The sequence below is a fragment of the Dyadobacter sp. CY312 genome (assembly GCF_021390535.1).
GTDB lineage: Bacteria > Bacteroidota > Bacteroidia > Cytophagales > Spirosomataceae > Dyadobacter.
Map to the genome: position 1 here is coordinate 167,316 of NZ_JAJUXG010000019.1, position 19,572 is coordinate 186,887.

Below are 19,572 nucleotides of genomic sequence, written 5' to 3' on the forward strand. Positions count from 1 at the left end.
TTAGCCCCTTTTTTTGAGCAATATTCATTAATTTTGCACCACTTTAGGTGAAAGCGATAAAATTGAGTGTTGTCCATTAGTGAAATATTGCGGATTGGCGAATTGAACGTTATACCAGTAAAAAGATTTTAACCATATATGAATCAGAAAAAAGAAGCTCTACTATTGCTGGAAGATGGAACAGCATACAGAGGATTGGCTTTGGGGATAGACGGTACTACCGGAGGAGAGATTTGTTTCAACACCGGTATGACGGGGTATCAGGAGATTTATACGGATCCTTCGTATTATGGACAGATAATAGTTAACACAACTTCCCACATCGGAAATTATGGGGTACAGTTGGAAGATGAAGAGGAGTCGGGATCCGTGAAGATTAAAGGAATGGTTTGTAATACCTTTTCGAATATTTACTCGCGCCATACTGCGGACTTTTCATTACAGGAATATTTCGAACGTGCTAAAATAGTTGGAGTAAGTAATGTAGATACGCGCCACCTTGTACGTCATGTACGTGAGAAGGGGGTAATGAATGCCATTATTTCATCTCAAATTTTGGATGAGGCTGAGTTGATGGCCGAGTTGAAAAAGGTGCCATCTATGGACGGACTTGAATTATCCTCCCAGGTAACCACGCCCGAAGCATATTTTGTAGGAGATGAAGCCACCAGCCAATGGAAAGTGGCTGTGATGGACTATGGAATTAAGAAGAGTATTTTGACCAATTTAACGTCCCGTGGATGTTATTGCAAAGTGTTTCCTGCAAGGACTTCGTTTGAAGAGGTAATGCAGTGGCAGCCGGATGGATTCTTTATTTCTAACGGACCTGGTGATCCTGCTGCTATGACATATGCAGTGGATAATGTGAACCAGATGGTGCTCACCGGAAAACCTTTGTTTGGTATTTGCCTCGGTCATCAGCTGCTTGCGCTTTCCAGTGGAATAAGCACTTATAAAATGCACCATGGGCACAGGGGACTTAACCATCCCGTTAAGAACCTGATTTCTGGTTTTTGCGAAGTGACTTCTCAAAATCACGGCTTCGCTGTGAAGCAAGAGGAAATTGAAACACATCCTGACGTGGAAGTGACGCATATCAACCTGAACGATAAAACAATTGAAGGGATCAGACGAAAGGATTATCCTGCGTTTTCGGTACAGTATCACCCGGAGGCGTCGCCTGGACCTCACGATTCCCGGTATTTATTTGATCAGTTTGCGGGATTGTTATCCGATAATTGAAGTTAAAAGAAAAACCCATCGGCTGCCGATGGGTTTTTCTTTTACTGGTATTTTCGTTTAAGTTATTTGGCTGACTTGCCATCAAGAAGTTTCCTAAACTCCGCTTCGGAAAGTTCTCCTGATACTCTTTTTACCAGCTTCCCATTTTTGTACAACAGAAAGGCGGGAATTTCGTCAATACCCATTTGTTTCGCAAGCGCTTTATTCTCGTCATAGTTGATCGTCTGAATCTTTGCTTTGCCCTTGTATTCGTCGGTAAGTTTGTGGATGACGGGAAGCATCTTTACGCAAGGTCCACACCATTTGGCATAGAAATCAACAAGAACAATACCGTTTTCCGAAACCAGCTTGTTAAATTCATTCATGCTAATTGCACTGGTTGCAGCAAGGTCGGATGCTCCGTCAACGGGTTTCTCGGCAGAAGTCCATTTAAGGTATCCTCCTGTCATATCATAGATTTCGGTAAAGCCGCTTTCGTGAAGTATATCAGCCGCAGCGGCGCTTCGTACTCCTCCGAGGCAATACACGAACACAGGTTTGGATTTATCGAGTTTACTGATCTGCTCTTTAAAGGCCGGGCTCTTGTAGTCTATGTTTTTTGCGTTTTGTAAATGCCCGTCTTTGTATTCGCCCGGAGTGCGTACATCCAGTAACTGCCCCTGTTTCGTAGCATTTAGTTTATTTTCAAATTCGTCGGGGCTTAACTTGGTTTGGGCCTGAGCAGCCAAACCAGTACAAACCATTGCAAGTATTAATAAGAACTTAATTTTCATGATTGGTGAATTAACCTGTTAGTATTGTAAATTTACGCTAAAATGAATTGTCGTTTATGGATGACAATTTTTTTGTGTTATTTTGTATCGTTAACATAATACATTTCTAATCAAAACCCAAGCTGCAAATGAGTACGATTCAGTCAGTACATGCAAGACAAATTCTTGATTCAAGAGGAAACCCAACAGTTGAAGTAGATATTCGTACCGAAAATGGTTATTTAGGTCGTGCGGCAGTTCCATCAGGAGCTTCCACAGGAAAACATGAAGCAGTTGAGCTTCGCGATGATGATAAAAGTGTCTATGTTGGTAAAGGGGTTTTGAAAGCCGTTGAAAATGTAAATGACATTATCTTCCCTGAATTGATCGGATGTTCAGTATTTGAGCAAAATCTGATCGACAAGATCATGCTGGAACTGGATGGTACGCCTAACAAAAGCAAATTGGGAGCAAACGCTATTCTTGGTGTTTCTCTTGCTGCTGCAAAAGCTGCTGCTCAGGAAGCGAATCTTCCTTTGTATCGTTACATAGGCGGTGTTAATGCAAATACACTTCCTGTTCCAATGATGAACATTCTTAATGGAGGAAGCCACGCTGACAACTCTATCGATTTTCAGGAATTTATGATTCTTCCTGCAAAGGCGGATACTTTCTCTGAGTCATTGAGAATGGGTGTTGAGGTATTCCATACTTTGAAAACTGTTTTGAAAAGCAAAGGCTACTCAACCAACGTTGGTGACGAAGGTGGTTTTGCTCCGAATATCAAATCAAATGAAGAAGCGATTGAAATAGTAATTCAGGCTATCGAAAAAGCAGGATACAAGCCAGGTGAAGATATCTTCATCGCTATGGATGCTGCTGTTTCTGAATTCTACGAAAATGGTCTTTACCACTTCAAAAAATCAGACGGACGTAAATTGACTTCTGATGAAATGGCTGATTACTGGACACAGTGGGTTGCCAAATATCCTATTATCTCAATTGAAGATGGTATGGACGAAGATGACTGGGCTGGTTGGAAAACACTTACCGAGTCGGTTGGTAAAAAATGCCAGTTGGTTGGAGATGACTTGTTCGTAACCAATGTTACACGTTTGCAACAAGGTATCGAGTCTCAGATTGCGAACGCTGTTTTGGTTAAAGTAAACCAAATCGGTTCTTTGACTGAAACAATCGATACTGTGAATCTTGCTAAGAGAAACAGTTATAAAACGATCATGTCTCACCGTTCAGGTGAAACAGAAGATGCTACTATTGCGGATCTTGCTGTGGCATTGAACACCGGTCAAATCAAAACTGGTTCGGCTTCCCGTTCTGATCGTATGGCTAAATACAATCAGTTACTACGTATTGAAGAAGAATTGGGGGAAAGTGCATACTTCCCAGGATTGAAATTCTAAATAATAATGTTAACCGGGGCCTTTTGCCCCGGTTTTTCCTTTTATATGTCGGAGCTGAAGAACCATTGGTTACTAAAACCTTTCCGTAACTTTTATACCGCAACACTGGTCGCATGGCTGGTGTGGGTGATCGGTCTTGATAATAACAATATGAGGATCGTTATCTCGAACAGAATGAAGATGATGGCTCTGGAAAAGGAGAAAAGCATCTTAAACGAAAAAATTAAGCTTGTTAACAAGGAGCGTGAGGAGGTATTGGGAAATCCTAAGATGCTTGAAAAATGGGCGCGGGAAACATACCTGATGAGGAGACCTAATGAAGACGTTTACGTCATCGTAGACGAAAACAACACTTTGTTAGAAAGTAAAAAGGAATAATCTTCATAAATTTCCTGCAACATGACGGAATGGGATATGAGGATATTAAAAATAAAAAATTAAACATTGATTCAGGTTCTTTTTGTTTGCCTTGGCAACATATGCCGATCACCGATCGCAGAAGGAGTTTTTAAGGAATTGGTGGTAAAAAAGGGCCTGGACGACATCATTCTTTGCGATTCTGCCGGAACAGCAGCCTACCATACCGGAAGCCTCCCGGACAAACGTATGAGAAAAACGGCACTAGATAGAGGAATTTCCCTGACACATTCTGCACGCCAGCTCTGTTATGAAGATTTCACCCGCTTTGACTACATCATGGCAATGGATGAAGCCAATTTTGCTAACATTCGTGAGGAGAGTTTCAGAGTGAATGGATTTTATTTACCTGAACAGCAATTGTATCTGTACCGTTTGTTTGATCCTTTACGAGGCGAATCAGTGATTGTTCCTGATCCTTATTATGGAGAAATTTCTGGCTTTGTGGATGTATACGAAATTGTGGAAAGGAGTGGCGAACAGTTTCTGGATTATCTGATTGAGAAGCATAATTTATCCCCCGCTTCCGGAGACTAACGTGCAGATTTGTTTGTTAATAAATCAGAACTTGAATACTAAACATTATATATTTTGAGCAAGAAAGTAATTCTTATCATCATGGATGGTTGGGGAATCGCCAAAATAGGCGAGGAAAACCGTTCAGCTGTGGTTGCGGCCAATACACCGTTTTACGATAGTATTTTGCAAAAATACCCACACAGCAAACTTGCCGCCAGTGGATTGGCCGTTGGGCTTCCTGATGGACAAATGGGTAACTCGGAAGTTGGGCATACGAACCTGGGGGCAGGACGTGTTGTTTATCAGGATCTTGTTAAAATCAATCTTGCGGTAACAGAAGGAACCCTGGGAAAGGAAAAGGCTTTAATTGACGCGCTTGACTACGCCAAAATCAATAATAAAAAGGTGCATTTTATCGGTCTGGTATCTGATGGAGGTGTTCACTCTCACATCGATCACCTGAAAGGGCTGTGCAAAATAGCGGCAGATAAAGGTTTGGAAGATGTGTATGTTCACGCATTTACAGATGGTCGTGATTGTGATCCGAAAAGCGGTCTTGGGTTCCTAACCGAATTGACCACCTCCATGGCATCCACAACCGGAAAGCTGGCAAGTGTTACCGGGCGTTATTATGCAATGGATCGTGATAAAAGATGGGAACGTGTTAAGCTCGCTTACGATGCCATGGTACATGGAGAAGGCAAACACGTTGCAGCTGGTGGCGTATTGCAGGCAGTTGAGGATTCGTACGAAGAAGGTGTGACGGATGAGTTTATTCTGCCGATAGTGGCGGTGAACGAGAATGGAGCGCCTTTGGCGTTAATTCAGGATGGAGATGTAGTGCTTTGCTTTAATTTCCGTACGGATCGTGGCCGTGAAATTACCGAAGTGCTTACGCAGCAGGATTTCCATGAGCAAAACATGCACAAGCTCAATCTTCGTTACATCACGATGACAAACTATGACGATACATATAAAGGTGTCGACGTCATTTTTGATAAAGATAACCTGAATAATACACTTGGTGAGGTATTGGAAGCAGCGGGTAAAAAGCAGATTCGTATTGCAGAAACAGAGAAATACCCTCACGTAACGTTTTTCTTCTCCGGTGGTCGTGAAAAACCATTTGAAGGTGAAAACCGTCTGTTGTGCCCATCTCCAAAAGTTGCTACTTATGATTTGCAGCCAGAAATGTCGGCTTTTGGAATTCGCGATGCCATCGTTCCTGAATTGGTGAAAGGTGAGGTTGATTTCGTTTGTCTTAATTTCGCCAACCCGGATATGGTTGGTCACACAGGTGTTTTCGAAGCTGCTGTGAAGGCATGTGAAACTGTGGATCAATGCGTGGAAGCGGTTGTAACGACGGGTCTGAATCACGGGTATTCTTCTATAATCATTGCGGATCATGGCAATTCCGACTACATGTCCAACGACGATGGGTCACCCAATACAGCGCATTCTTTGAATCTGGTGCCTTGCGTTTTGGTTGACAATACATATCAGAATCCTATCCACGACGGGAAACTGGCTGATATTGCTCCAACTATTCTTGCATTAATGGGAATTGCTAAGCCGGAAGAAATGACGGGAACCAGTATTTTATAAGCAGACACTATTTAATGTGTTAATTTTGCAGAGAGTCTTTCAAAGGCTCTCTGTTTTTTATTGTTGGCTGCCTTCAAGGCCGATTCATTTTATTGCATCATGACTGGTAAATCCCAAATATTTAGACCGATAATTAAAAATAAGATTGTCGGATTGTTTCTTTTTCTGGCTGTTTTCCTAATTCTCTCCTGCGATTCCAAAGTTGAAGATGACCAGAATAACGAAAAGATATTTTATGATCTTGCGGGTTTCGTTAATCAACAGGTATCAGAGCTTAACAAGCTTAAGCCAGCCGTTACAAAAATGACTATTATGGGTGTGGAAAGCAATCAAATTGAGACCTCTGATATCAATTGGCAAAAAGAGCTTGAATTGTTTTCACAGGCAGACATCAATAAGCCAGCTTTTCGCCAGAGTTATTCCGTAAGTCGACCAGACTCTTCAACCTTTCTGTATGTTTCGAAGGAAGGAGATCGGTTGCCAATAAGACGGTTGCAGATTGTTGTTGACTCGACCAACGCACCTTTGGTAGTTGAGGCATTTATAAAATCAGACAACAAATTGTATACTTCTGAAAAAAGCATTTCGATGCGCTGCTCAAACGTCGGAAATATGCTGATGATAAAATCTTACCGGGTAGAAGGATTTCAAAAGCTTGTAATGATGGATAAGAAGCCTTTTCTCATCGAAGCTCAAATTAGTTACTAGCATTATTTGCATTATTTAAAGCTGTACGCTTATACCATAAGTTGGGTAAAGATTACCCAGAATTTAGTCAGGAAAGGTATCAGTGGGTTTTACTTTAACTTTCAAAGTTTTTTTACTAAAAAAGCCCACGGCATATTGCCAAGGGCTTTTTTAGTATTATTTGTATTTCTATTCTGCTGTTTCAGTTACCAATTTATTCGGGTTCGGCATAGTATTGGTGTTTTAGTAAGGGAAGTGTAACCAAAAATGTAACACGGCACCGGGTTTGAGGCTGCCGGTTATTTTAAAGCTAAATCAAAACTATAACATCGTTTATCAATGCAGCAACAAGAACAGAAAAACAAGCAAAGCATAGCCTGGGCAATGGTAGTTGTCCTTGGGCTCGCAACGGCCATGTTCGGCTACCTGTTTACCACTCAGAAGAGTGAACTGACACAACAGGAAAGTTTAGTGGTAGAAAAGGCCAGAGAACTGGCACTTACAAAAACAAGGTTGGATTCTATCTCAACAGTTTTGGACGCGAAAATTGCTGAAATAGAGAAACTGGGAGGAGACATTTCGGAGCTTACCAAAGTGAAAGAGCAACTTGAAAAAGACAAGCTTGCGTTCAGCAGAAGCAAAAAAGTTGAGACAGGTAAGTATCTTGCCAAAATCAAGGAATACGAGAAGTTCCTGACTGAAAAGGATGAAGTAATCGCCCAGTTAAGATTAGAAAACGAACATCTGGTAGCATCTAACGATTCACTTAGCACACATGTAGGTTCATTAACGAGTGAAAGAGAAAGACTTGTTCAGCGTCAGGCAGAACTATCTGACTCCGTGGTTACTTTCACTGCTGCGAATAAGGAACTTTCAGAAAAAGTGAGCCAGGCTGCTGCACTTAAAGCTGCTAACCTGAAAGTACTTACTGTTAATTCAAGAGGTAAGGTAAAAGACAAAGAAGAGTACAAAGCGAAACGCGTTGATAAACTAAAATTGACTTTCAATCTGCCAGAAAATGCTTTGACAGCTCAAGAGCCAAAAGATATTTATGTCCGCGTTCTTGATCCTTCGGGAGCTGTGGTAGCAGACGATGCAACAGGTTCAGGAGAGTTTGAGATCAATGGTGCTCCTTCGAAATTCACATCACGTGAGTCAATTGCTTACCAGAACAACAATCAAAAGGTTGAAATGCTTTATGACAATGCATCTCAATTCCGTCCTGGTAAATACAACGTGGAACTTTACGCGGAAGGATATAAAATTGGTAATACCAACTTTACTATCAAATAACTAATACCACACGATACACCACAATAAGACGGCCGGATTATTCCGGCCGTCTTTCTTTTTTATTTCGTATTCTGTTCCTTAATCACATCAATGAAATGATGAAGCTCGGAAGCACGTTCGGGGCTGGAATCGGGGTAGCTCATGTCCATCTTTTTCAATTCTTCCACGATAATTTTCCCGACGGTTAACCTGAGATTCTTCTTATCGTCAGCTGGTACAACAAACCATGGAGCCTTTTTCGAAGCAGTTTCGTTGATACAATCTTCATAGGCTTTCATATACTCATCCCACTGCTCCCGCACTTTGACATCCTGTTCTTCGAATTTCCAGTTTTTAGAAGGGTCTTCTATCCGTTCAATCAGCCTTTCGGCCTGCTCTTCTTTGGATACATTAAGGAAGAATTTTACTACCCTTATACCATTACGATGAAGGTATTTTTCCAGGTTCTTGATGTCCGAATAACGATGTTTAAAAACCTTATCTAAATCAGAAGTCAGTTCCAGCGGAAGACGCTGCGAGTTCAATAATATGGATGGATCCACTTTCACTACCAACACTTCTTCATAGTAGCTGCGGTTAAATATAGTGATTGTGCCACGTTGTGGGAGTACAGCATTGGTTCTCCATAGAAAGTCATGACCCAGTTCGGTATCTGACGGTCTTTTAAATGAATGAATTTTTACGCCAACGGGATTGACCCCGGAAAGAACATGTTTGATGGTGCCATCTTTTCCGGCAGCATCCATGGCTTGGAATATCACCAGCAGACCGTATCGGTTGTGTGCATACATCATACTCTGTAATTCATCCATTTCCCGTGCAGATTCTGCCAGCATGGATTCGTACTCCTGCTTGTTGTCGTAAATATCCTTCAAGCGCGTTTTGGCTTTCGTAATATCAAACTTTTGCGTTCCGTCAACGCGATACTGATCTGAATTGAAACTGGACATATACAGGAAATTGATGGTTTAATTGAATTACAGTTCCTTTAAAAATTTGTTGAGCTTTTCGAAAGCGCGAGCTCTGTGACTTAGTTTGCCTTTCTCAACCATTGTCATTTCGGCAAACGTACGTTCGTACCCACTGGGTAAAAATATTGGATCGTAGCCGAAGCCCTGGTCTCCTTTTTTTTCGGCAATAATCTCTCCTTCAACAATTCCTTCAAATTGATTGTAGTTACCGTCAAGAACAAGGGTAATAACAGTTTTAAACTTCGCTTTACGATTATCTGAGGTAACCAGCTTAGTGAGTAAAAGATCCATGTTGTCGTCTGCGTTTCTCTGGGGACCCGCATATCTGGCAGAGAGCACGCCCGGCTCCCCATTGAGTGATTCCACTTCCAGTCCCGTGTCGTCGGAAAAGCAATTGATACCGTACTTCTCCCAAATGTACTCAGCTTTCTGAGCAGAGTTTTCTGCGATGGTACTTCTTGTCTCAGGAATGTCATCGGTGCAGCCTATTTCGGCAAGTGTAACAAGCGAAAACGTGTCACCAAGCATCGTTTGAACTTCCTGAAGTTTGTGAATATTATTCGTAGCAAAGCAAAGTTTCATAGCCTTGTGATTTTAATAAAGATGCATATTAATAAAAAACGGCTACTCTTGCGAAGCAGCCGTTTAGATTTCAGATCGTTGTGTCCATTATCTGGTTGGAGGAGCACCTGCACCAGCAGGCTGTGCTTGTCCTTTTACAACATCCAGCAATTCCATATCAAATTTCAATACTGAGTTTCCAGGGATAGGACCATTTGTTTCGGGCCCGTAAGCCATTCCCGAAGGAATAATAAGAACACCTTTAGATCCTTTTTTCATCAATGTAAGTCCTTCTTCCCATCCCGGAATTACCATGCCTGCACCAATTGTTAATTGAAGAGGTTCTTTGCCTTTTGAGCTATCGAATTCTTTTCCATCAAGCAACTTTCCTGTGTAGTGGGCTTTAATGTTGTCACCAGGCGCAGGATTTGGCCCTGTTCCTTCAACTTCAGGAATGTAATACAAGCCAGATGCCGTTTTTACAGCTTTCGCTTTCAGATTATTCTTAACAAGATAGTCCTCAATAAGTTTTGCCTCAATTGCTTTTTGCTTGGTTCCTGCTTCTGATTGCTCCTTCTGGAATTCCTCAGTAGTAAGAATGCTGACAACCTTAACAGTAAAGCTCAATTCCGATCCTTTTTTGATCATAGGAGGCATTGGCTGCATAATTTTGGCATAAAGTGTATCGGCGCTGATTGTAATTTTAGCACTGTCACCCGTTGCAAGTAAAGCAAGGCCCTCTTCAAAACTTCCTTTATACTGAGGCGCCTGCAAAACCATTTTCTGTGGGGTTCCTTCTTTATAAGTATCGCGAAGTGTTGAATCACTGCCATTTTTCAATACAAAATGGAAAGTCATGATATCACCAAGCTTTGCTTTTCTTGCTTTGTCGTCGTGTTCGAAGATCTGGTATTTCAGGCCATTTTCTGTAACCTGAGTACGGTATTGGTTGCAAGCGGCTGCGAGAATAGTTATGCCTACCGCATAACCGATTGTTTTAAGATTCATTGGATAATTGTAAATTAAAAAAATATAAAGTTGAATATTATGAAATTCTATCGTTAGTCAACGCTTAAAAGTGCTTCCCGGTATGATGGCAATACGGATAAAAATCGATCTACTGTTTCTTTTATAGACTGTTCAGATCTTCCTCCTGACGCATTCTTGTGCCCACCGCCGCTGAAATGGCTGCTCGCAAGATCACGCACAGAAAATCCACCCACCGATCGGAAAGAAATCTTTATTTCGCCTTTTCTTTCTATAAAAAGTGCCGACATCACCACATTCTCTACTTGTAAGCCATAGTTTACAATGCCTTCAGTTTCACCCGGACTCGAGTTATACCTGATCAGTTCCGCTTCGGTAAGCACCATATAGGCGGTACGAAATTCCGGTATTACAATCAGTTTCTGAGAAAGTACGTATCCTAAAAACTGTAATCTGGAAAGAGGGGCATTGTCGTAGATTAGCCTGTGCACCCTGCTTGCGTCAAATCCTGTTAGCATCAGGTCGGCTACTGCCAGGTGTACCTCCGGTGTCACATTTGCATGGCGAAAAGATCCGGTATCGGTCATGATGCCCGCATACAAACATTCAGCCATGGATTTGTTTATTACATCTGTAACAGCAGCACCCGGCTCCATTTCTCTTATTAAGGAATATACAAGCTGAGCCGTAGCGGCAGCATATGTATCCCAGATCATCCACTTTGCAAAATGCTCAGGTTCCAGATGGTGATCTATCATCATTTTATCTGCCTTGGCATCCTGCACTACTTTTCCCAGATCTTTGAGACGAGATAGTACCGAAAAATCAAGACAGCAAATGAGGGAAGCCTCTTCAATTTTTGTTTTACAAATTCGCTGATCACCAGCTCTTTCGTAAATTAAAACCTGCTCAATACCAGGAAGCCAGGCAAGGTTGGCTGTATAGTCGGTAGGGCTGATAACCGTTACCGCATGACCTTTTTGTATCAAATAGCTCGCCCATCCCAGCGAAGAGCCCAGCGCGTCAGCGTCAGGATCTCTATGCATCGTGATGACGATATTTTGAGGAGTGGAAAAAAAAGTAATTAACTCTTCAACAGTTTGATTCACAGTTCTTTGGTTCGGAAGAAGGCTTCTTAGACGTTAGATTAAGGCACAAAATTAACAAAACTGTTGGGATTTGTTCAATCTTGATTACTAAAGGCTTAATCTCTTTATGCCTTTTTCTGACATACATGGTTGTAGTCAGTAATTGTCGAGGTTATAATTGAAAAATAGTAAGTTTGTGAGAAATAAAATTTAGAGAGCATATGTCAACGAATAAAACATTCACAATGATTAAGCCTGACGCCGTTGCAGACGGGAATTCAGGTGCTATAATTAAAATGATCGAGGAAGCAGGTTTCCGTATCGTAGCATTGAAGAAAACACAACTGACTCCTGAGCGTGCAGGACAGTTTTATGCGGTACATGCAGAGCGTCCTTTCTACAACGATTTATGTAAATACATGTCGTCGGGACCTATCATTCCTATTATTTTGGAAAAGGAGAATGCTGTTGCAGATTTCCGTACCCTTATAGGCGCTACCAACCCTGCCAATGCAGATGAAGGTACAATCCGCAAATTGTTTGCAAAATCGATTGAAGCTAATGCAATACACGGTTCGGATTCCGATGAAAATGCACAAATTGAAGGCAGTTTCTTCTTTGGAAATGTAGAGCAATTCTGATATACGAGCTTATAAAACAAGAATAGCCGTTCGGTGGACCGAACGGCTATTCTTGTTTTATAAAATACTTATTTCTTTATGATGAGTAACTGATCTACCACCTGAATTATACCTCCGTCGGTATTTACATTTTTCTGAACAATAACCGCATTGTTGTTAATTGTTACAGTTGTAGTGTCTAGTCCTTTCTGAATGGTCAACTCTTGTCCATTAAGCATCGTGTATTTTCCTTCCTTAAGATCAGCAGCTGTTTTTCTCTTCGCCAGAGTGTGATATTTGAGAAAAGAATTGACCGAATCCTTAGACCAACCCAACACTTGGGTTGACGACAGACCTGCTCGTAGGAATGCGGTGTTATTTGGAGCAAAAAAAGTAAAATTTTCAGTCCGAAATGCATCAGTTCCTTTTATCCCTGTAATAATTTCATTTAGCGTACTGAACTGCTCATTTTCTGATATTACATCAGTAACCGTTTTTGGCTTCACAAGGTCCTTATCATTTTCCTGGCAGGAAAGAAGGGCTCCCGAAAACAATAGAGCAAATAAAAATGCCTTGTACCGGCCTGTGAAATAGGTTTCTTTCATAACTTACGCATTGTTAATTTTCGTAAAACTAATGTAAAATGAAGTTTTATGAATTGAAAAGCCAATATTTTTTTAATCCTAATCCCTTAATGACAATGATGAAACTTAAACGTGTGATGGCTGTTTGTATTGCAGTCCTGTTTATCAATTCAGCCTTTTTGGTGCTGAACGAACGTCAAAAAGTACAAAAAGCAAAACCAGTTAAACTATTTAATGGGAAAGATTTGACTGGTTGGAAGATTAACGGAACCGAAAAATGGTACGTGGAAAAAGGAGAGCTGATCTGCGAAAGTGGTCCGGATAAGGCGTACGGATACCTGACAACCAATAAATTTTACAAAAATTTCGATTTGTCTCTGAAATTCAAACAGGATGCCAATGGGAATAGCGGCGTATTCTTTCGATCAACTGTGGACGGGACCAAAGTGGCGGGTTGGCAGGTAGAGGTTGCGCCGCCGAATCATGATACGGGTGGTGTATATGAATCCTATGGCAGAGGCTGGCTGGTACAAATCCCGGATGAAAAGGAAGGTTTTCTGAAAATGGGAGAATGGAACACCTTGCGTATTCGTGTGATGGGGGATAAGGTGCAAACGTGGCTGAATGGCAATGCGATGGTCGATTTTTCTGATGCAAAAATCGGTGCTGCTGATGGCTCATTAGCGCTTCAGATTCATGACGGAGGAGGGATAAAAGTCCGTTGGAAAGATATTTTGGTAGAGGAACTGTAAAATTCGGGTTTATACTCATTCCGTATTTACACCGGTTCATTCGATAAAAGATTACTTTCGTCGGAAATCATTTACAGAGAAGCTTCATGCTTAATAGGTTTGTGTGGATAATCGCAAATACTGTTGATCATGGAGCTTTTTTTAATGCCCGAACATACTTAGCATAACAAAATGAAGGACAGGGACGCAACGGCTACAGCATCGAAAGGTTCTATGACTGCCTCATCATTCGATGGCCGTGATTTCAGTAATATGGATTTGGAAAATGTTGACTTCAGTTTTTCGAGCTTGCAGCAAACCAATTTTGACGGAGCCAACCTGAAAGGTGCCAAAATGAGGTTTTGTGTACTGGATCGCACTACATTCAAAAATGCAGACTTACGTAATGCTGACCTCAGTTATAGTGCACTCACAGATGTAGATTTTAAAGAAGCGCAAGTTGAAGGGGCCAATTTTAGTTTTACCACCAGGGATAACTCTGCCGATTGGAAAGATTTTAGTCTGATCGGATTGATTCAGAGTCCTGGATGGTTGGGTACCGTGGTTGCAGTAATTCTTGGCGCAATTATGCTGTATGGACTCAATGCCATAACCTATTTTACATCTGAAATATATCACACCTCGGAGCCGGTAAGGGAAGGGCTTTACCAGTATTTGGTTTTACAGAATTTGGTGGCCGGCGTGGTTGCCGTACTACTTTCCAAATTTCTGGCGGGCTGGCTTGATCGTTTTTCGAAAGTGCCGCTGCGCTATCTGATACTTTCCGCAATCATGTTCTTCGCAAATATCCTGGTAAGTATGGTCGTGTATTTTCAGTTTGGGATAAAGGCTGTGATGCGGTTCGCAGAACGCTACCCTGATGAAGCTGCGAAAAACGCACCGGGATACTGGTATGCGCTAGGCCCCATCATCGTGGCAAATGTGTTCTATTTCCTTATCACACAGGGTAAACAGATATCCAGAAAAATTTCTGATCAGGAATATCAATTACTCAATCTGGAAAAACTCAAAACCAAAGCCGAACTTGACGCTCTCCAGGCACGTATCAATCCTCATTTTTTGTACAACGCACTTAACAGTATTGCCAGTCTGGTTCATGAGAATCCGGACAAGGCTGAGGAAATGACTTTGCTGTTGTCTAAACTGTTCAGATACACAACAGGACGAAAAACGGATGATTATTACGATTCAATAAAGAATGAACTGGAAATGGTTCAGACATATCTTCAGGTAGAAAAAGTGCGGTTTGGCGACAGACTGAAATTTACAGTGAAGGTAGACCAGCCGGAACTCAGCGACTTGCAGGTCCCCAAATTTATCCTTCAACCTATTGTTGAAAATGCAATCAAACATGGCGTTTCTAAACTGGCTGACACGGGTACAATTGTGGTGAAAATTTATGAGAGGGCTGGCTGGCTGTACCTGTGTGTACACGACAACGGTCCTCGTTTTACAGAAGAAATGGGAACGGGCTACGGTATTCGCAGCATTCAGGAAAAACTTAAATTGCTTTATGGTGAAAACGCCAAAGTAGAACTGTTGAATGAACCGGAAAAAATGGTTTCTATTTCTATTAAAAAGTCAGCTATAATTAAACAACATCATTAAAGTCATGAACTTTCCATTGAAAACGATTCTGATAGATGATGAATCACTTGCACTGAGCAGGCTCAGAAGGTTGTTGGAAAAACATCCTGAAACCTTTCAAATCGTTTCAGAAGCTCAGAATGGTGGAGAAGGGCTTGCGCAGATCAATAAATATCAGCCCGATCTTATCTTTCTGGATATCGAAATGCCGATTCTGAACGGATTCGAGATGTTGTCGAAACTAAACAGGATGCCAATGGTTGTTTTTTCCACCGCTTTTGATCAGTATGCCATACGTGCGTTCGAAGAAAACTCTGTTGATTACCTGCTCAAACCGGTTGAGAATGATAGGTTACTTAAAACCATCGATAAGTTACGGAATATGCCCCTGGCAGGAAACACCAGTGTTCATAATCCTTATGCGGACAACTTGCTGAGGCTGCTTGAAGAAATGAAACCCAGGAAGGAGATATTTTCCTTATCGGTGAAAACCGGTGACCGGATTTTACTAATTCAGTTGACGGAGATTACGCATTTCGAGGCAGAAGAAAAATACGTCTTTTTAAATACACTGGACGGGCAAAAGTATCTGCTCAGTTACACGCTTACTTCACTGGAAGAAAAACTTCCCGATCATTTCCTGCGAATAAGCCGGGCAGGTATTGTCAATTCCCACCATATCAAAGAAATCCAGAAGCACTTCAATGGTAAGTTCACCATTCTGATGCGCGACCGCAAATCTTCTCAGTTGTCAAGTGGTAGCACTTACGGTGAAGTAATACGCCATCTTCTTGATAATTAATCGGATTCGGATATTTTCGGTTGCTTTACATATAGATTTTGAAGACGCCGTACTTATTCCTAAATTGCGCCCCTGTTAAAAATATGCAATTAAATTTTGGCTATTAATTTGCTGTTAATCAGGATGTTTGGGGCGTAATGTTCGTTTTTATCGTTAAGAAATTTACTTCTTTCGACACAAAAGGACGTCAACGTGCGTATCTGTTCCTGACAAAGCAGGTGCCTAAAAGGCGCGAAAACAAAAAAATAGACCAGAATTTTATTTTTTGCAGTCAAGGGTCAATTTGTTTTGTTAAAAAAGGTTAAAGAGTTCAGGTACAATGAAGGAACTCATTGATGTAGGCAATCTGCCAAAGCACATAGCCGTTATCATGGACGGTAACGGAAGATGGGCTCAAAACCAGGGAGCAGCGCGTATTTTTGGGCATCGTAATGCTATCAAGGCAGTTAGAGAAGTTACAGAAGGCTGTGCCGAGCTCGGTATTTCTTATTTGACTCTTTATGCTTTTTCAACAGAAAACTGGGGTCGTCCCGAGTTTGAAGTACGCGCTTTGATGGAACTGCTGGTGCAGTCAATCCGTAACGAGTTGCCTACGATGATGAAAAACAACGTAAAACTGGATACGATAGGTGACATAAATAGCCTTCCCGGTAGTTGCCAGAGACAATTGGCAGAGGCATCGGAGGCTACCAAGGACAATACAGGTCTTAACTTGATTCTGGCATTGGGATACAGCGGCAAATGGGACATTACTCAGGCTGTTAAAAAGCTGGCTGCTGATGTAAAAAGCGGCGTTTTAAGTCCATCAGATATCAATGAAGATGTTTTAGCAGCACAATTGTCCACAGGAGCAAGACCAGAAGTGGATCTGATGCTTCGGACTGGTGGCGATCATCGGATTAGTAATTTCCTGTTGTGGCAACTCGCTTATGCTGAATTGTATTTTTACGAAGACCTATTTTGGCCGGATTTCAGAAGAGAACATCTTTATCAGGCAATAATGGCTTACCAGGGCACAGAGAGGCGTTTTGGGAAAACAGGTGAACAAATAAAAGCGAATAGTGCTAAGTAGAATAATATGAACCTTGTGAAAAATTTGATTAGATCATTAGCACATCGTAATGGTATTTTGTCAATAATGTTGCTTTGCTGGCTTTCCAATGCCGATGCGCAACGAGTTGGCTTAGGTGCAAATACGACCAAACCCACTTCCTCTGCAATAACATTTGACCCTGCCGAACCGAAGGAATACACAATTGCCGAAGTAACCGTATCCGGTACACAATTTCTGGACCCCAATTCAATGATCTCGATCTCCGGTCTCAAACCGGGGGATAAAGTTCGCATTCCCGGACCTGCTATTCCTTCTGCTGTGCGACGCATGATGGACTTTGGTACACTGGATGACGTAGAAATTATGGCGACCAAAGTGGAGAATGAGAAAGTTTGGTTGAATATTCATATTAAAGAGCGTCCACGTCTAAACAGGGTATCTTTTTCCGGAATCCGTAAGGGAGAGCGCGAAACACTTAACGACAAGGTGAAGCTGATCAAAGGACGTGTAATTACGCCTACTGTAATTAAGAACACGCAGCTTGTTATCAAAAAATATTACATGGATAAAGGCTTTTACAACACAAAAGTGAAGGTGTTGCAGATCCCTGATTCTTCAAGAGGCCAGGCTTCGCTTAACTTTACAATTGCAAAAGGCAAAAAAGTTAAGATCGATAAGATTGATATTCAAGGCAATACCGCTGTAGGTGATCGTACACTGAAAAAGAAAATGAAAGGTACCAAGCAGAAAATGCTGGGTCGTTTATTTAATCCTTCAAAATACATTCCTAAAAAGTATGATGAGGATAAAGAGAAATTAATCGCATTCTATCGTAAAAATGGATATCGTGATGCTGTGATCGAATTTGATACCATTAGAAACAATGGTGAAACGATCAGCATTGAGATGAAAATTGATGAAGGTGTTAAGTATTACTACCGGGATATCACCTGGTCGGGTAACTACCTGCATTCGTCTGCCTTGCTTGGTAAAATTCTTGGAATCTCGAAAGGGGATGTATACAATCCTGAGGAGCTGGAAAAGAAAATCAACGGGATTCCTGGTGCCGACGTTAGCTCGAAATACATGGATGACGGTTATCTGTATTTCCGAATTGATCCAACCGAAAAGGCAGTTGAGGGAGACTCCATTGACATAGAGCTTCGTTTGTATGAAGGGAAACAGGCGACAATTAACCGTATTCTTCTGAACGGGAATACCAAGACAAGTGACCGTGTGGTTTTGCGCGAGCTATTCACGCTGCCCGGACAAAAATTCAGTAAAACTGAGATTATTAACACCCAGCGTCAGCTTTCCCAAATGGGTTACTTCGATCCTGAAAAAATTCAGATCAACCCGATTCCTAACCAGGCTGACGGAACGGTGGATATCGAATACACAGTTGAAGAAAAACCTTCCGACCAGATCGAACTTTCCGGTGGATGGGGTGGATACATTGGTTTCGTAGGTACATTGGGCCTTGTGTTTAATAACTTTTCGTTGAAAAACATACCAAACCGCGAAACATGGAGACCATTACCTTCCGGAGACGGACAGAAATTATCTCTGAGATTCCAGGCTAACGGGAAGCAGTATCAGACTTATTCCATGTCGTTTAGTGAGCCTTGGCTGGGAGGTAAAAAACCAATCAATTTTGGTGTTTCTCTTCAACGCACAGTGTACCGTATGACTGATTATAGCTCTATTTATGGAAATATGGGCGGAGGTAATGGTGGAATCAACTATCGTGGTGGGTATTTCAACAACGGTATTACAGTTTCACTTGGCCGTCGTTTGAAAGAACCAGACAGGAATCTTGTTATGACCCATTCGTTGTCTTACCAACGCTACCGTTTGGACAGTCTTGACATATTCCGTATCGGATATAGCACTGGTGTTTCAAATAATATTTCATTCAATACAACGATTTCAAGAAATACATTAAGTGATTTCCAGTTCCCAAGAAGCGGTAGTAATATCTCGCTGAGCGCTACTTTCACGCCTCCATATTCGGCATTGAGAAACAAGGAATTTACAGATAAGACGGATACATACCGCTGGGTTGAATACCACAAATGGATGTTTGATATGAGCTACTACGCAACAATCACCGGAAAGCTGGTATTGAGTGCCCGTACGCACATGGGGTATCTTGGTTCTTACAACCAGAAGATTGGATACAGTCCGTTTGGTAGATTTATCGTCGGTGGATCAGGACTTGCAGGACAAGGATCTTTCTCTCTTGCGGATCAGGACATTATTGGTCTTCGTGGATATGAAGATCAGAAGGTAGGGCCTCTTGCTCAGAATGGTTTTCCTGCTTCGGGTGGTGGTGTTGCCTACAACAAGTACGTAATGGAACTTCGTTATCCGGTTTCTCTTAATCCACAGGCAACAATCTTTGTCCTTGGATTCGCAGAAGGTGGTAATAACTGGGGTAGCTACAAAGAGTTTAACCCGTTTGACCTGAAACGATCTGCCGGAGTTGGTGCACGTATCTTTATGCCTGCATTTGGTCTTCTTGGGATTGACTGGGGATATGGTTTTGATAAGATCCAGGGTAAGAAAAGTGGTGCTCAGTTCCACTTCACAATTGGGCAGCAGATTAGATAATATTGTCGGACAGTTTT

General features: G+C 41.7%; 19 protein-coding genes. 13 read left to right on the forward strand and 6 right to left on the reverse strand.

Annotation, left to right across the window (positions count from 1 at the left end; genetic code table 11):
• Positions 1 to 138: 138 nt before the first annotated feature.
• Positions 139 to 1,242, forward strand: a complete 1,104-nt coding sequence (gene carA / locus LZG71_RS25075) for a glutamine-hydrolyzing carbamoyl-phosphate synthase small subunit (protein ID WP_233825116.1) — start codon at positions 139 to 141, stop codon at positions 1,240 to 1,242.
• 62 nt (positions 1,243 to 1,304) lie between these two features.
• Here carA and LZG71_RS25080 read toward each other — a convergent pair whose 3' ends face one another.
• Positions 1,305 to 2,015 carry a thioredoxin domain-containing protein gene (locus LZG71_RS25080; RefSeq protein WP_233825118.1) on the reverse strand — a complete coding sequence of 237 codons (711 nt, stop codon included), beginning with the start codon at positions 2,013 to 2,015 and terminating at the stop codon, positions 1,305 to 1,307.
• A gap of 128 nt (positions 2,016 to 2,143) precedes the next feature.
• On the opposite strand from LZG71_RS25080, the gene eno reads away from it, so the two are divergent.
• The 6 genes from eno (at position 2,144) to LZG71_RS25110 (ending at position 7,936) form a co-directional block, all read left to right on the forward strand.
• Positions 2,144 to 3,415: a phosphopyruvate hydratase gene (eno, locus tag LZG71_RS25085; protein ID WP_233825120.1), complete on the forward strand. Its 1,272-nt coding sequence runs from the start codon at positions 2,144 to 2,146 to the stop codon at positions 3,413 to 3,415.
• Between the two features lie 45 nt (positions 3,416 to 3,460).
• Positions 3,461 to 3,793, forward strand: coding sequence for a septum formation initiator family protein (locus LZG71_RS25090; protein WP_233825122.1), 333 nt, complete (start codon positions 3,461 to 3,463; stop codon positions 3,791 to 3,793).
• Positions 3,794 to 3,859: 66 nt separating this feature from the next.
• Positions 3,860 to 4,369 carry a low molecular weight protein-tyrosine-phosphatase gene (locus LZG71_RS25095; RefSeq protein ID WP_233825124.1) on the forward strand — a complete coding sequence of 170 codons (510 nt, stop codon included), beginning with the start codon at positions 3,860 to 3,862 and terminating at the stop codon, positions 4,367 to 4,369.
• Between the two features lie 54 nt (positions 4,370 to 4,423).
• Positions 4,424 to 5,956: a 2,3-bisphosphoglycerate-independent phosphoglycerate mutase gene (gpmI, locus tag LZG71_RS25100; RefSeq protein ID WP_233825126.1), complete on the forward strand. Its 1,533-nt coding sequence runs from the start codon at positions 4,424 to 4,426 to the stop codon at positions 5,954 to 5,956.
• Positions 5,957 to 6,055: 99 nt separating this feature from the next.
• Positions 6,056 to 6,664 carry a hypothetical protein gene (locus LZG71_RS25105; RefSeq protein ID WP_233825128.1) on the forward strand — a complete coding sequence of 203 codons (609 nt, stop codon included), beginning with the start codon at positions 6,056 to 6,058 and terminating at the stop codon, positions 6,662 to 6,664.
• A gap of 318 nt (positions 6,665 to 6,982) precedes the next feature.
• The gene (locus tag LZG71_RS25110) at positions 6,983 to 7,936 is read left to right on the forward strand and encodes a hypothetical protein (protein ID WP_233825130.1); all 954 of its coding nucleotides are present in this window, start codon (positions 6,983 to 6,985) and stop codon (positions 7,934 to 7,936) included.
• Positions 7,937 to 7,995: 59 nt separating this feature from the next.
• Here LZG71_RS25110 and LZG71_RS25115 read toward each other — a convergent pair whose 3' ends face one another.
• From LZG71_RS25115 to LZG71_RS25130, 4 genes are all read right to left on the reverse strand, one after another.
• A complete protein-coding gene (locus tag LZG71_RS25115; RefSeq protein ID WP_233825132.1) occupies positions 7,996 to 8,886 on the reverse strand; it encodes a polyphosphate kinase 2 family protein in 891 nt (296 codons plus the stop codon).
• Between the two features lie 27 nt (positions 8,887 to 8,913).
• Complete coding sequence (locus LZG71_RS25120) at positions 8,914 to 9,489, reverse strand: non-canonical purine NTP diphosphatase (RefSeq protein ID WP_233825134.1); 576 nt, start codon at positions 9,487 to 9,489, stop codon at positions 8,914 to 8,916.
• A gap of 87 nt (positions 9,490 to 9,576) precedes the next feature.
• A complete protein-coding gene (locus LZG71_RS25125) occupies positions 9,577 to 10,476 on the reverse strand; it encodes an FKBP-type peptidyl-prolyl cis-trans isomerase (protein ID WP_233825136.1) in 900 nt (299 codons plus the stop codon).
• A 53-nt stretch (positions 10,477 to 10,529) separates the two neighbouring features.
• Complete coding sequence (locus LZG71_RS25130; RefSeq protein WP_233825138.1) at positions 10,530 to 11,564, reverse strand: bifunctional oligoribonuclease/PAP phosphatase NrnA; 1,035 nt, start codon at positions 11,562 to 11,564, stop codon at positions 10,530 to 10,532.
• 200 nt (positions 11,565 to 11,764) lie between these two features.
• Between LZG71_RS25130 and LZG71_RS25135 the strand changes: the two genes are divergently transcribed.
• Complete coding sequence (locus LZG71_RS25135; RefSeq protein WP_233825140.1) at positions 11,765 to 12,184, forward strand: nucleoside-diphosphate kinase; 420 nt, start codon at positions 11,765 to 11,767, stop codon at positions 12,182 to 12,184.
• 68 nt (positions 12,185 to 12,252) lie between these two features.
• Here LZG71_RS25135 and LZG71_RS25140 read toward each other — a convergent pair whose 3' ends face one another.
• Positions 12,253 to 12,768: a fasciclin domain-containing protein gene (locus tag LZG71_RS25140; protein ID WP_233825142.1), complete on the reverse strand. Its 516-nt coding sequence runs from the start codon at positions 12,766 to 12,768 to the stop codon at positions 12,253 to 12,255.
• Between the two features lie 98 nt (positions 12,769 to 12,866).
• Here LZG71_RS25140 and LZG71_RS25145 point away from each other — a divergent pair, with 98 nt between their 5' ends.
• The 5 genes from LZG71_RS25145 to bamA all read left to right on the forward strand — a co-directional run bounded on the left by LZG71_RS25145 (position 12,867) and on the right by bamA (position 19,555).
• Positions 12,867 to 13,499 (forward strand): DUF1080 domain-containing protein, encoded by a 633-nt coding sequence (locus LZG71_RS25145; protein ID WP_409013671.1) that lies wholly within the window; start codon positions 12,867 to 12,869, stop codon positions 13,497 to 13,499.
• Between the two features lie 171 nt (positions 13,500 to 13,670).
• Entirely contained in the window at positions 13,671 to 15,107 is a 1,437-nt protein-coding gene (locus tag LZG71_RS25150; RefSeq protein ID WP_233825145.1) for a histidine kinase, read from the forward strand.
• A gap of 4 nt (positions 15,108 to 15,111) precedes the next feature.
• Positions 15,112 to 15,888, forward strand: a complete 777-nt coding sequence (locus tag LZG71_RS25155) for a LytTR family DNA-binding domain-containing protein (protein ID WP_233825147.1) — start codon at positions 15,112 to 15,114, stop codon at positions 15,886 to 15,888.
• 319 nt (positions 15,889 to 16,207) lie between these two features.
• Entirely contained in the window at positions 16,208 to 16,960 is a 753-nt protein-coding gene (locus LZG71_RS25160; RefSeq protein WP_233825149.1) for an isoprenyl transferase, read from the forward strand.
• A 66-nt stretch (positions 16,961 to 17,026) separates the two neighbouring features.
• On the forward strand, positions 17,027 to 19,555 hold the full coding sequence (bamA, locus tag LZG71_RS25165; RefSeq protein ID WP_409013672.1) for an outer membrane protein assembly factor BamA: 2,529 nt from the start codon (positions 17,027 to 17,029) through the stop codon (positions 19,553 to 19,555).
• The last annotated feature ends 17 nt before the right edge of the window (positions 19,556 to 19,572 follow it).